Below are 12,712 nucleotides of genomic sequence, written 5' to 3' on the forward strand. Positions count from 1 at the left end.
ATGATGACAGTTTGTCACAAAGTGACATCATGTCATCTCAGGAAGGGGTGAACACATATGTGCACAGACACCTTCCTCCGCCTGCCGGAGGAAAAGCGGAATCGTTTTCTGCAGGCGGCTTGGGAGGAATTCACCACCGCCAGTTTTGCAGAGGCGTCTATCAACCAGATTGTCCGGAGAGCCAGAGTTCCCCGGGGTAGCTTTTACCAGTACTTTCTGGATAAGTGGGACCTGTTCTCCGACCTCATGGGCCTCATTCGGGATCACTTTGAGGAGGAATTCCGAAAGCTGTCCATCCAAAGCGACGGAGACCTGTTCCGTACCATTCCCCTCTGTTATGACCGCTTTGTTCAGCATGGCCCCGCTGCCGATCCGCTCTTCGAGCGATGTTTGCGGATTCTGCGGCTGAACTCCGGCCTGTTTTTGCAGCTTATGCTCTCAGACCCTCCGGATCACCATTGCTTTTTGGAGAGTGCTTGGGAGACGTTGGACCCCTCTGCCCTTCGCAGCCAGGAGCCGGACTATGTCCAGCAGGTATTCTTTCTGTCGCTTCTGGCTCTGGCCGCCGCTGTGAAGGACACGCTGGCCGCTCCGGACGAGGTGGACCGCCACCGCCGGGGATTACAGCTGCGCCTGGAGATTCTTCAGCACGGCAGCCTGTCTTTGGTATCTGAACATTCCACCAAGGAGGTTACATATGCATAAAAAATGGATTGCCTTGATGCTGGCGCTGCTATTGGTTGTATCCTTATGTGCCGTGTCAGCTCTGGCAGAGGAGGCCGGTTCCGACGATCCAACGGAAACCGCAGGGGAAACCTTGGACGGCGAAGCCGCCTCAGAATCTCCGGAGGACGGAGAGATCGAAGGTGCCGAAGAGTCAGAGACTAGTTCCCCCGCAGGTCCGGACCCGGCTCCTGCCACAGACCCGGAGACCGGGGATCTGATCGACACCGGCTATGTCCCGGACGCGGTGGGCAGCGTCACCTTTGAAAATGTGGAGCGGCGGATGCGGGAGAGCAACCTCCAGGTATTGTCCTTGCAGGAGAGCGTGGATATGCTGGAGAGCATTGACTACGCCGACCTGCAGGAGGACCTGCGCAAACAGCTCAATCAGATTGCCAAGGGGCAATGGTATATGGTCCTGATGGGTCAGAGCGGCACGCTGGCCTATGAGCAGATGGATCAGGCCTATGAGGCCGTCCGTGAGCAGTTTGACGCCATCAAGGACGGCGACATGCAGGAGGACAATACCAGCAGCATGCGCCAGCTGAAAAATCTTCAGGATCAGATCATTATGGCCGGCGAGACCACCTATGTGGCTCTGGCCGCCATGGAATTGCAGGAGGCATCCCTCCAGCGGCAGTTAGCTGCTATGAATCGCACAGTGGAGGAGATGGAGCTGCGGCATCAGCTGGGCCAGATTTCCTCCCTGCAGCTCTCTCAGACCAAGGCCGGCCAGGCCAGCCTCGCCAGCGGCCTTGCAACACTGCAGATGAATATCCGTACTTATAAAAACCAGTTAGAAATGCTGCTGGGCGCGGATATGACCGGCGCCATCCAAATGGGCGCGGTGCCCACTGTGACCGAAAAGCAGATCGCCTCCATGGATGTAGAGGCGGACCTGCAAGCCGCCAAAGAGCAGAGCTATGAGCTCCTGGCTGCCTCCAACACACTCTCAGATGAGCGGGAGAGTTTTGAGGACAACTACGGCGGCGGCGACAGCCTGACCTCCCGCCAGGCCAAGCACACCTGGCAGGCGGCCCAGTACACCTATAACAACACCGTCCAGGACTATGAGCGGCGCTTCCAGGCCCTTTATGACCAGGTAAACGACTACCGGCAGATCTGGGAGGCCAGCAAGGTCTCTTTGGAGACCCAAAAGCTCAGCTATGCATCTTCGGAGCTTCAGTACCAACAGGGCACCATCTCCCACAATACCCTGCTGGATGCAGCGGACGATCTCTCCGACGCGGAGGAGGCGGTGCAAAGCGCCGCAATTGATCTCTTCTCCGCCTACAACACCTACTGCTGGGCCGTGCAGCACGGCATTTTGAACTGACAGGAGTTGCCCATTATGAGACATCAGCGCATGAAAGCCCTTTTGCTAGCGGCCACGGCCGCTTTGACCCTGACTGCCTGCGGCGGCGAGGAGGCCCAGCCGCAGGAGACGGCAGGCGTTGCCGTCCAGGTGGAGTCAGTCAGCGCCGGCACCATCTCGGCGGAAAACACGGTCTCCGGCCAGGTCAGCGCCGAAAATTCCTCCACCATTCTGATCGCCAGCGCAGCCAAGTGCACCGCTGTGTATTTCCAGGCCGGCGATCTGGTGAAGGCCGGAGACGTTCTTTGCACTCTGGAGCTCGGCAGCTCCCTTGCCAGCTACAATGCGGCCCGCATCAGCTACAATTCTGCCGTGCAGAGCTACCAGGACCAAAAGTCCATTCTGGATAAGCAGGTGCAGCTGGCCCAGGACAATGTGACCAACACCCAGGCGCTCTTTGAGATTGGCGCCGCCTCCCAGCTAGAGGTAGACCAGGCGGAAGTCAACTATCAAACGGCCGTGGCCAGCCGGAATTCAACGCTTGCCCAGCTGGAGGCCGGCATCCAGAACGCCAAGAGCGGTCTGGACCAGCTGGACACCGCTTTGGAGAACGTGGATGCCTCCGGCAACGTCATCGCCCCCATCTCTGGGACCTTGGCCACGATGAATGCCGTGGAGGGAAGCATGATCTCCAACAGTGCGCCTCTCGCGGTCATCAATGGGGGAGACCAGATGAAAGTCACGGTCTCCGTTTCCGAGGCGTTGGTTCCCAAGCTTGCTATTGGCGATGAGGCGGATGTGTCGGTCAGCGCCGCCGGGGCGGCCTTTACCGCCGTCATCCGTTCTGTTGAGCGGACGGCCAATCTACAGACTAAGCTGTATACCGTCACACTCGCCGTGCCCGCCGAGGTAAGCGGTTTGCTCTCGGGCATGTTTGCCGATGTGACCTTCCACACAGATGTCTCTGAAAACGCGGTGGTAGTCCCCTCTGAGGCCATTCTCACCAGTGCGGATACCCAGTATGTATTTGTGGTGGAGGGCGATGCCGCCCGGTATGTGGAGATCACCACCGGTCTCACTGGAAACGGCGTGACAGAGGTGCTTTCCGGGCTCTCTGAGGGCCAACAGCTGGTGACAGTTGGACAGGCATATCTCTCTGACGGTGACCTAGTCCGGATCGTCAGTCCTGGAAATGATTCGGAAAGCTCGGACGCTGCTGGCGAGGAGATGCCGGACGCCAATACACCGGCCCCAGCCGGGGAGGCATAACCGCCCATGAATACGGCAAAATTTTGTATCCAGCACAAGGTCACAACCTTGCTGGCAGTCATCATGATCGCCATATTCGGCGTGGTCTTCACCACCCAGTTGCAGATGGCCCTGCTGCCCAACATGGAAGCTCCCATGGCTGTGGTGATGTGCTACTATAACGGTGCCACGCCTAACGATATCGAGGAGCTTGTCACCCGTCCCTTGGAGTCGGCCATCATGGCCGTCCCCGGCGTGGACTCCGTCTCCTCCACTTCGTCGGACGGTGTCAGCCAGGTGCAGATTACCTATGTGGAGGACACGGACCTGGACATCGCCGCCACCAAGCTGCGGGAGAAATTCGACATGCTCTCGCTCCCGGATGGTGCCATGGACCCCGTGATTGTCAACATCAACGTCAGCGACCTGATGCCCACCGCCATCATCGCCCTGATGGGCGAGGACCTGTCCTCTCTCCAAACCTTGGCGGAGGACACCGTCTCCCCCGCCCTGGAGCGGATTGACGGCGTAGCCTCCGTCACAGTCAGCGGCGGCGTAGGCCAGCAGATCGAGGTGCAGATTGACCCCGCCCGAGCAGCTGGCTTCGGCCTTTCCAACAGCTACATCTCCCAGTTCCTGGCAGCAGAAAACCTGCTCTATCCCGGCGGCGATATGCAAAACGGCTCCAAGACACTGACCGTCAGCACAGACGCCAAGTTCCAGTCTGTGGAGGACGTTGAAAATATGCTCCTGGCTCTGCCTACCGGCGGCATTGTCCGTCTGGGTGATGTGGCCAATGTCTCCCTGCAGGCACAGGATACCGACACCATGGCGCAGATGGATGGCACCGCCTGCGTAATTTTACAGGTTTCCAAGCAATCCGGTGCAAATGAGGCATCCACGGCTCAGGCAGTGGATGCGCGGATGGCGGAGCTGGCAGAGGAGAATCCCGGTATTCGCTACGCCGCACCCTATCTTGCCTCCGACTACATCAACCTGGTGGTGGAGTCCGCCCTGCAAAATATCGTCCTGGGCGTGGTGCTGGCCGCTGTGGTGGTCTTTCTGTTCCTGCGCCGCTGGGGCGCCACCATGACGATCGCGGTCTCCATGCCGGTGTGCATTCTCGCGGTGTTCGTCCTGATGAACGTGTTTGACCTCACGATGAACATGATGAGCCTGGGCGGAGTCGCCATGGGCGTGGGCATGATTGTGGATAACTCCATTGTCGTGCTGGAAAATATCTACCGCTTCTCCGCCGAAGGGCATGACCGGCTAAGCGCCTGTGTGGATGGCACCAAGGAGGTGACTACCTCCGTGGTTGCCTCCACGCTGACCACGGTGGCGGTCTTTTTGCCGTTGGGCCTTACCGGCGGTATGGCCGGCATGCTGTTCAAGGACTTCTGTCTGACGATTGCCTTCTTAATTCTCGGTTCTCTCGTGATCGCCCTGACGTGGGTGCCGCTGCTGTGCTATCTGCTGCTGGATGAAACAAAGGCCCGGCAGCACCAGCTGAAAAGAGCAGGCAGCCGCTCCATTATTGCCCGCTGCGGCCAGTGGGTCCGATGGCTGTATGACCGTTACCTGCGGCTGTTGGACTATTTCCTCCGTCATCTGAAAGTCGGTATGCTGACAGCTGTTGGCCTTGTTGTTTTCTTCGCGGTGTGCTGCCTAAGCACCAACATGGTACTGCTGCCAGAAATGGACCAGGGGCAGGTCAGCATCAGCATCACAACTCCCATTGGCTCTGATGTGGATGAGACCACAGCCTACGCCGACCGGGTGGTATCTATCGCTCAGGAACAGGTGCCGGAGCTGGAGAGCCTCTACTACCTGGCCCAGCCGGAATCCGCCTCTGTCTCCTTGATGCTGGTGGACCGCGGCGACCGAAGCCGCAGCAGCAGTGAGATTGCTGAAAGCCTTCGCCCCTTCCTGCAGAACATTGCCGGCTGCGAGATCACCGCCAGCGCCTCTGACATGACCGCCATGCTGGGCGGCAATGATATCAGCGTGGAGATCACCGGTGACGACTATCGCATTCTCACGGCAATCGCGGATGATCTGCTGCGGGAAATCTCCCAGTTGGAGGATGCTGTGGATGTCGTCAGCTCCGTGTCGGAGCAGGTCCCCCAGGTGGAGGTCACTATCAACCGGCAGGCCGCCTCGCAATACGGCCTCACTGCCGCCAGCATCGGTTCTGCAGTCCGGTCGGAGCTGACCGGTGAGACTGCCACCACTGTTACCATCAATAACAAGGAGCTGGATGTTGTGGTCAAGGGTGACGGCTCCTATGCCGCCAGCCTGGATGCCCTGCGCTCCATGCCTGTGTCTACCGCCATGGGCGGCTATGTGCCGTTAAGCTCGGTTGCCAGCGTGGACATTGTTCAGGCTCCCCAGACCATTACCCGCGTCAACCAGTCCCGCCAAGTGACGATCACGGGCGATACCGTGAGCGGCAATGCCACGGAGATCACCAAGCAGCTCACCCGGATTTTGGACAATTACCAGATGCCAGAGGGCTACACCGCAGAGCTCACCGGCAGTTATTCTGATATGACGGAGAACTTTTCTGATCTGCTGCTGGCTCTGCTGGTGGCCATGGGCCTTGTGTATTTTGTTCTGGCGGCGCAGTTTGAGTCCTTTCTGATGCCTGTTATTGTGATGCTGATCCTGCCGGTGGCCTTTACCGGCGCGCTGTTCGCCCTGCCTCTGACGGGACGGGACCTGTCCATGATCTCCCTGGTGTCTTTGATCATGCTGGCAGGCACGGTGGTGAACAACTCCATCATTTTGGTAGAATATATTAAAATCCGCCGGCAGATGGGCGAGGAGCGGGAGACCGCTATCATGAAGGCCTGTCCCCTTCGAATCCGCCCCATTATGATGACGACGCTGACCACCGTCCTTGCCATGGTCCCCATGGCGTTTGGCATTGGGGACACCAACGAAATGATGAGCGACATGGGCGTTACCATGATGAGCGGCATGATCATTTCCACCGTGGTGACGCTGCTGTTCACGCCGGTATTCTACTCCGTAATTGATGACCTGCCCAAGCATTTCCGGCGGAAACATCAGCGTCCACCGGACATCTCCCAGACTGAGGCAACTGCGGAGCCCGTTGAAATTTCCTGATATTCCCGACAAAGATCCCCGGAAGCCGCGGCCTCCGGGGATTTCTCCATGCTTCTCCCCGCTTGACTTTCTTATAAAATCTGATATGATGATTTCATCGTATACCTTTGAAAAATATCACGAATGGAGGGGCTTTATGCAGGACGGCTATGGCCGGGAAATTGACTATCTGCGCCTCTCCGTGACAGATTTGTGCAATTATCGCTGTGTGTATTGCATGGGTCCGGAGGGGGTTGCCAAACGATCTCACGCGGACATCCTCTCTATTGAGGAGTGCGTGGAAATCGGCAGGGCTGCTGTTGCGTGCGGCGTCAGAAAAATCCGCGTCACCGGGGGAGAACCGTTGGTGCGCCGGGGAATTCTGGAGCTGTGCCGAGGGCTGCGGGAAATCCCCGGGCTGGCGGAACTGTGTCTCACTACCAATGGAAGCCGCCTGGAGGAGTTGGCCGCTCCCCTGCGGCAGGCCGGTGTGGACCGGCTGAATATCAGCTTGGATACCCTGCGGCCAGAGCGCTTTTCCTCCCTCACCCGCCAGGGCCGTCTTTCGGATGTCCTCCGTGGCATCGCGGCGGTGGAAGAGGTTGGTTTTCAGAATCTGAAACTGGACACGGTTCTCATGGGCGGCTTCAATGACGATGAAATCGGTGACTTTCTCCGCCTGACGCTGGACCACCCCTGGGAGGTCCGCTTCATTGAGCTCATGCCCATAGGCCCCTGTACCGCCTGGAACCCAAGCCGTTTTCTCTCCACGGACATGGTGTTGGAGCGCTTTCCCACCCTGCGGCCTCTTGCGGCCCAGGGGGTGGCCAGACGATACCGGCTTCCCGGCGCCAAAGGCGCCGTGGGGCTGATCTCCCCTATGAGCCACAACTTCTGTGGGGACTGCCGCCGCATCCGCATCACTGCGGACGGGCGGCTGAAGGGCTGTCTCCACAGCCGGGAGGAGCTCCCCCTGCGGGGCCTCCACGGACCGGAGCTGGAGGCGGCCATCCGGCACGGCATTCTGCAAAAGCCTCCCCGGCATTTCCTGCGGGAACGATCCAGCGAAGCCGCCCGGGATATGTATCAGATCGGAGGATAGTTATGCTCACGCATTTCAACAACCAAGGCCGCGCCCGCATGGTGGACGTGACGGAGAAGGCCCCTACCCACCGGCGAGCCGTTGCTGCCGGCGAGATTCTGGTCTCCCCCGGCACCATGGCCCAGATTCGCGCCGGGACGCTGAAAAAGGGGGATGTACTGGCGGTGGCGCAGGTGGCCGGCATTCAAGCTGCCAAGCACTGCTGGGAGCTGATTCCCATGTGCCACCCCCTGCCCCTGACCGGAATTGATATCGCCTTCACCCTCCGGGACGACCGGGTGGAGATTCAGGCCGCCGTTACCTGCACTGGTGTCACCGGGGTGGAAATGGAGTCTCTGACCGCTGTGTCTGCTGCGGCACTTACGATCTATGATATGTGCAAGGCCGTCCAGAAAGATATGCGCATCACCAACATCCGCCTGCTGGAGAAATCCGGTGGAAAAAGTGGTTATATTGCAGAGGAGTGAGGACCGTGGCAGAGGTTGTATCCGTGAATATCAGCGTGGAAAAGGGACAGCCCAAGCACCCCGTCCCGGAGATTTGCCTACGGCTGCGCCATGGCATTGTGGGGGATGCCCATGCCGGCGACTGGCACCGCCAGATCTCCCTGCTGGCGGAGGAAAGCGTGGACACCATGCGGGGCCCCATTCCCCTGCCTGCCGGCGTATTCGCGGAAAATATCAATACGGTTGGCATCGACCTGCGGAACCTGCCGGTGGGGACGCGTCTGCGCATTGGGGAAACTGTGGTGGAAGTCACCCAGATTGGCAAGGAGTGCCACAACGACTGCGCCATCCGGCAGGCCGTCGGGATGTGCGTCATGCCCACAGAGGGCATTTTTGCCGTGGTAGTCCAGGAGGGCACGGTCCGACCCGGCGACTCCATTGAAGTACTGGAGGCGTTCTCATGAAGCTCATCAAAACCCAGGATGCTGTGGGGCATGTGCTCTGCCACGACATGACCCAGATTATCCAGGGCTCCTACAAGGACGCCCGCTTCCGCAAGGGCCACGTGGTAACGGAATCTGATATCCCCATCCTCCTCTCCATGGGCAAGGAGAATCTGTACGTCTGGGAAATGATCCCGGGTATGATACATGAAAACGACGCGGCGGATCGGCTACTGTCTCTGTGTGTGAATGACGGCATGTCCCCCACACCGGTGAAGGAGGGCAAGATCGAGCTGCGTGCTTCCCGCCCGGGGCTTTTCCGGGTGGATTCCCGGCGTTTGATTGCCGTGAACGCCCTAGACGACATCATGATCGCAACCCGCCGGGGCAACACCCCAGTCAATGCTGGGGACAAATTGGCCGGAATGCGGGTGATCCCCCTGGTCATTGAAGAGGAACGGCTCCGAGCGGCGGAGCAGGCCGCCGGGGACCGTCCCCTTCTTGAGCTGCTGCCCTATGTGAAGCGAACCGCCGCCATCATCGCCACCGGCAGCGAGGTGCAAAAGGGCCTGATTCAAGATACCTTCACCCCTGTCGTTCAGGAGAAGCTGGCCGCCTATGGCATTGAGACGTTATCGGTCTTATACCCCGGCGACGGCGTGGAAGCCATTTCCGCCGCCATCTCCGCGGCCAAGAGCAGTGGTGCGGATCTGCTTTTGTGCACCGGGGGCATGAGCGTGGACCCTGACGACAATACCCCTGGGGGCATTCGGGCCTCTGGCGCCCGCATCGTCACCTATGGCGCCCCGGTCCTGCCCGGCGCGATGTTTCTCCTGGGCTACTATTCGGACGAGACGCCCGTGATGGGCCTTCCCGGCTGCGTCATGTACGCCGGGGCCACCATCTTTGACCTAGTGCTGCCCCGGATTGCCGCCGGTGTGGAGCTGACTAGAGACGATTTCTCCATCATGGGCGAGGGGGGGCTGTGTCTAGGCTGCGAGTCCTGCCGCTGGCCCATCTGTCCCTTCGGGTCATAATTGCGCGCCGGAACTCCGGCGCCATTTCTCCTCTTCCGTTATCCTTATTTGAGAATTACGTCTAGCGGCAACTGCCCGCATCTGGGCCGTTTCCACATATATCCTTGAAGAAAGGAAGATTTTCGATATGAAAAACCTGCGCTCTTTGCTTCTGGCACTGTGCATAGTGCTGTCCCTGTCCGCCTGCGGAGGCGGCACCGATCCCGGCGATGTGTCCGAACACGGCGGCAATTCTTCTTCCGTGGAGCTCGTGGTTTTTGCCGCAGCCTCCATGACGGAGACCCTGGATGAAATCATCGCGCTGTACAAGGATGTAGCTCCTCATGTCACCATCCTTCCCAGCTATGAATCCTCTGGCACTCTGCTGGAACAGATTCAGCAGGGCGCGGACTGTGACCTCTTCATCTCTGCTGGCCAGACTCAGATGGATACACTGGATAAAAACAATCTTCTGCTGGAGGGCTCCAGGCTGGACCTTCTTGAAAATCAGATCACCCTGGTGGTGCCTGAGGGCAATCCCAAAGGCGTGAAGAGCTTTGATCAGCTGGCGGAACTTCTGAAAAACGGCGATGTTTTCCTGGCCATGGGCAACCGCGACGTTCCCGTGGGGCAATACACGCAAAAGATTTTTGCTTACTATGGTCTGGAGGAGGCAGCCTTGGCGGAAGCCGGAGTTCTAACCTATGGCTCCAATGTAAAGGAGGTCACCACGCATGTCTCTGAAGGCGCTGTGGACTGCGGCATTATTTACGCCACGGATGCCTTCTCCGCCGGTCTGACCGTAGTGGACGAGGCCACCGCAGACATGTGCGGGCAGGTCACTTACCCCGCCGCCGTGCTGTCTGCCAGCACACACGCCGAAGAGGCCCAGGCATTTTTGGACTATTTGACCGGCGATGACGCGGATGTTGTGTTTAGGAACGTCGGCTTCACCCCCCTGGTCTGACTTTTGGTGAAGCAGGCGGGAAAGGCCCCGTCCGCTCTCCCTGACTCTCTCCCGGAGGTCGTCTTTTATGGATTGGTATCCCCTTTTGAACTCTCTCCGTATTGCGGCAGTCTCCACCATGGCCGTCTTTTTCCTGGGAATTCTGGCCGCGTACTACATCGCAAAGCTTCCCCGCCTGCTCAAAGGCGTCCTGGATGTGGTGCTGACGCTCCCCCTGGTACTGCCCCCTACTGTGGTGGGCTGGCTGCTGCTGGTGCTATTAGGGCCCAAACGGGCTGTTGGCGCGTGGGCAATGGACCATTTCGGCGTAAAGCTGGTAATGACCTGGTGGTCCGCCATTTTTGCTACGGTGGTGGTGTCCTTCCCTTTGATGTACCGCACTGCCCGGGGTGCCTTTGAGAGCTTCGATCAAACCCTGGCGGACGCTGGACGCACCCTGGGACGCTCCAATGCCTGGGTCTTCTGGCGGGTCCAAATACCGGTGTGCAAGCAGGGAATTCTCGCAGGCATGGTCCTCTCCTTTGCCCGGGCGCTGGGGGAATATGGTGCCACTTCCATGATTGCCGGATATACCCCCGGCCGCACCGCCACCATTTCCACCACCGTCTATCAGCTTTGGCGTACCCATGACGACGCCGGTGCGCTCCGGTGGGTTCTGGTGAATATTGCCCTCTCCGCAGTCTTTCTGTTGGCGGTCAACCTGCTGGAAACCCGGCAGCGGCAGGTTCGGAAGGGGGGCGCTTTCTGAGATGTCCCTCTGCGTTGAGATTCAAAAGCGGCTTGGGAACTTTCAGCTGGACGTCCAATTCGAGGCTCACCAGGAACCCCTGGCTCTGCTTGGGGCCTCCGGCTGCGGCAAGTCCGTCACGTTGCGGTGCATCGCCGGCATCCTGACGCCGGACACAGGGAAAATCGTTCTGGATGGCGCCGTCCTCTACGACAGCACGGCCCACATCAACCTGCCTCCCCAGCGCCGGAACGTGGGCTATCTCTTCCAACAGTACGCGCTTTTTCCCAACATGACTGTGCGGCAGAACATCGCCGCCGCAGTGCGTAACCGCGGACGCCGGGCGGCGGAGGTCACGGAAAAGCTCCGCCGCTTCCGACTGGAGGAGGTGGCTGACAGGCGCCCCGCACAGCTCTCCGGCGGTCAGCAGCAGCGGACCGCCCTGGCCCGCATTCTGGCGTCGGAGCCAGGAATGATCCTGCTGGACGAGCCTTTTTCGGCTCTGGATGGCTATCTCCGGCAGCAGCTGGAGCTGGAACTTCAGGAGCTGCTGGAGCCGTTTCAGGGCACCATTCTCTGGGTCTCCCATGACCAAGGGGAGGTCTTTCGCAACTGCCGCCGGGTGTGCGTCATCAGCCAGGGCCGCTCCCAGCCGGTACAGACGGTGGAGGATCTCTTCCTTCGCCCGGAAACCGTAGCCGCCGCACAACTCTCCGGCTGCGGCAATTTTGCCATGGCGGTCCCTCAGGGAGATGTTGTGTTTTTGCCGGCCTGGAACCTGACGCTCCGCTGCGCCGCTCCGCCGCCCCCGGGGATTGATTGTGTAGGGATTCGTGCGCGCCAGCTCCACCCCGCCGTCTCCGGGGAGGTAAACGCCTTCCCCTGCGCCGTGGTACGGGTCATTCAGGATCTCTCCTGCACCACTTTGCTACTGCGTCCTCTGGATGCCATGGCGGAAGCTCCTCTGCTGCGCATGGAACTGGACCGGGAGTCCGGGCTCGCGGACCAAAGAGAACTACTGGTCTCTGTTTCTCCGGAGCATCTGTTATTACTGCGATAAGGAGGAATTTTTATGTCATTCTTTTCTGCGGTTGTTGTCACTGTCAGTGACCGCAGCTATCGCGGCCAGCGGCCGGACGAGGCCGGTCCGCTGGTGGCAGAGCTGCTGCGGGAGGCCGGTTACACAGTCGTCCGTACAGCCCTGGTACCGGATGAACAGTCCCAGATTGCACACATTCTGGAAGAGATTGCCGACAGCGGTACTGTGGATCTCTTAGTCACCACCGGCGGTACTGGTTTTTCTCCCCGGGACGTCACGCCGGAGGCCACGCTCTCGGTCTGTGACCGGTTGGCCCCCGGTCTGCCGGAGGCCATGCGCTATGCCTCGCTGCAAATCACTCCCCGGGCCATGCTGTCCCGGGCTCAGGCCGGTATTCGGGGCGGGACGCTGATTGTGAACCTCCCCGGCTCTCCCAAGGCTGCTCGGGAGAATTTGGAGGCCGTTCTTCCCACACTTTCCCACGGACTGGAGATGCTCTCCGGCCGGAGCGCGGACTGTGCGGACAGCGGCAGCTGACAAAAGCGCCGCCGGTATTGACCGGCGGCGCTTTTTGT

The 12,712-nt window shown here is 59.6% G+C and carries 12 protein-coding genes; all 12 read left to right on the plus strand.

From position 1 onward, the window contains the following. The first annotated feature begins 57 nt into the window (after positions 1-57). The 12 genes from KJS55_RS05830 (at position 58) to KJS55_RS05885 (ending at position 12,674) form a co-directional block, all read left to right on the plus strand. Positions 58-705: a TetR/AcrR family transcriptional regulator gene (locus KJS55_RS05830; RefSeq protein ID WP_187027955.1), complete on the plus strand. Its 648-nt coding sequence runs from the start codon at positions 58-60 to the stop codon at positions 703-705. Next, positions 698-2,059: a TolC family protein gene (locus KJS55_RS05835; protein WP_213542901.1), complete on the plus strand. Its 1,362-nt coding sequence runs from the start codon at positions 698-700 to the stop codon at positions 2,057-2,059. The genes KJS55_RS05830 and KJS55_RS05835 overlap by 8 nt, the downstream gene beginning before the upstream one ends. Before the next feature lie 15 nt (positions 2,060-2,074). Further along, entirely contained in the window at positions 2,075-3,307 is a 1,233-nt protein-coding gene (locus KJS55_RS05840) for an efflux RND transporter periplasmic adaptor subunit (protein ID WP_213542902.1), read from the plus strand. A gap of 6 nt (positions 3,308-3,313) precedes the next feature. Then, positions 3,314-6,418, plus strand: a complete 3,105-nt coding sequence (locus KJS55_RS05845) for an efflux RND transporter permease subunit (RefSeq protein WP_187027952.1) — start codon at positions 3,314-3,316, stop codon at positions 6,416-6,418. A 136-nt stretch (positions 6,419-6,554) separates the two neighbouring features. Next, entirely contained in the window at positions 6,555-7,499 is a 945-nt protein-coding gene (gene moaA, locus KJS55_RS05850; RefSeq protein ID WP_213542903.1) for a GTP 3',8-cyclase MoaA, read from the plus strand. Between the two features lie 2 nt (positions 7,500-7,501). Next, positions 7,502-7,966, plus strand: coding sequence for a cyclic pyranopterin monophosphate synthase MoaC (moaC, locus tag KJS55_RS05855; RefSeq protein ID WP_394806178.1), 465 nt, complete (start codon positions 7,502-7,504; stop codon positions 7,964-7,966). 5 nt (positions 7,967-7,971) lie between these two features. Continuing rightward, positions 7,972-8,409: an MOSC domain-containing protein gene (locus KJS55_RS05860; protein WP_187027950.1), complete on the plus strand. Its 438-nt coding sequence runs from the start codon at positions 7,972-7,974 to the stop codon at positions 8,407-8,409. Further along, positions 8,406-9,425 (plus strand): molybdopterin-binding protein, encoded by a 1,020-nt coding sequence (locus KJS55_RS05865; protein ID WP_187027949.1) that lies wholly within the window; start codon positions 8,406-8,408, stop codon positions 9,423-9,425. The genes KJS55_RS05860 and KJS55_RS05865 overlap by 4 nt, the downstream gene beginning before the upstream one ends. Before the next feature lie 127 nt (positions 9,426-9,552). Next, positions 9,553-10,371, plus strand: a complete 819-nt coding sequence (modA, locus tag KJS55_RS05870; RefSeq protein WP_213542904.1) for a molybdate ABC transporter substrate-binding protein — start codon at positions 9,553-9,555, stop codon at positions 10,369-10,371. 67 nt (positions 10,372-10,438) lie between these two features. Then, positions 10,439-11,119, plus strand: a complete 681-nt coding sequence (gene modB, locus KJS55_RS05875) for a molybdate ABC transporter permease subunit (protein ID WP_187027947.1) — start codon at positions 10,439-10,441, stop codon at positions 11,117-11,119. A 1-nt stretch (position 11,120) separates the two neighbouring features. After that, complete coding sequence (locus KJS55_RS05880) at positions 11,121-12,158, plus strand: sulfate/molybdate ABC transporter ATP-binding protein (RefSeq protein WP_213542905.1); 1,038 nt, start codon at positions 11,121-11,123, stop codon at positions 12,156-12,158. Between the two features lie 12 nt (positions 12,159-12,170). Further along, entirely contained in the window at positions 12,171-12,674 is a 504-nt protein-coding gene (locus KJS55_RS05885) for a MogA/MoaB family molybdenum cofactor biosynthesis protein (protein WP_187027945.1), read from the plus strand. The last annotated feature ends 38 nt before the right edge of the window (positions 12,675-12,712 follow it).

The sequence above is a fragment of the Pusillibacter faecalis genome, assembly GCF_018408705.1.
GTDB lineage: Bacteria > Bacillota > Clostridia > Oscillospirales > Oscillospiraceae > Oscillibacter > Oscillibacter faecalis.

Excerpts from the sequence above, each read along its gene's own strand:
- KJS55_RS05830 (WP_187027955.1), top strand. The coding sequence starts at position 58 with ATGTGCACAGACACCTTCCTCCGCCTGCCGGAGGAAAAGCGGAATCGT.
- KJS55_RS05835 (WP_213542901.1), top strand. The coding sequence starts at position 698 with ATGCATAAAAAATGGATTGCCTTGATGCTGGCGCTGCTATTGGTTGTA.
- KJS55_RS05840 (WP_213542902.1), top strand. The coding sequence starts at position 2,075 with ATGAGACATCAGCGCATGAAAGCCCTTTTGCTAGCGGCCACGGCCGCT.
- KJS55_RS05845 (WP_187027952.1), top strand. The coding sequence starts at position 3,314 with ATGAATACGGCAAAATTTTGTATCCAGCACAAGGTCACAACCTTGCTG.
- moaA (WP_213542903.1), top strand. The coding sequence starts at position 6,555 with ATGCAGGACGGCTATGGCCGGGAAATTGACTATCTGCGCCTCTCCGTG.
- moaC (WP_394806178.1), top strand. The coding sequence starts at position 7,502 with ATGCTCACGCATTTCAACAACCAAGGCCGCGCCCGCATGGTGGACGTG.
- KJS55_RS05865 (WP_187027949.1), top strand. The coding sequence starts at position 8,406 with ATGAAGCTCATCAAAACCCAGGATGCTGTGGGGCATGTGCTCTGCCAC.
- modA (WP_213542904.1), top strand. The coding sequence starts at position 9,553 with ATGAAAAACCTGCGCTCTTTGCTTCTGGCACTGTGCATAGTGCTGTCC.
- modB (WP_187027947.1), top strand. The coding sequence starts at position 10,439 with ATGGATTGGTATCCCCTTTTGAACTCTCTCCGTATTGCGGCAGTCTCC.
- KJS55_RS05880 (WP_213542905.1), top strand. The coding sequence starts at position 11,121 with ATGTCCCTCTGCGTTGAGATTCAAAAGCGGCTTGGGAACTTTCAGCTG.
- KJS55_RS05885 (WP_187027945.1), top strand. The coding sequence starts at position 12,171 with ATGTCATTCTTTTCTGCGGTTGTTGTCACTGTCAGTGACCGCAGCTAT.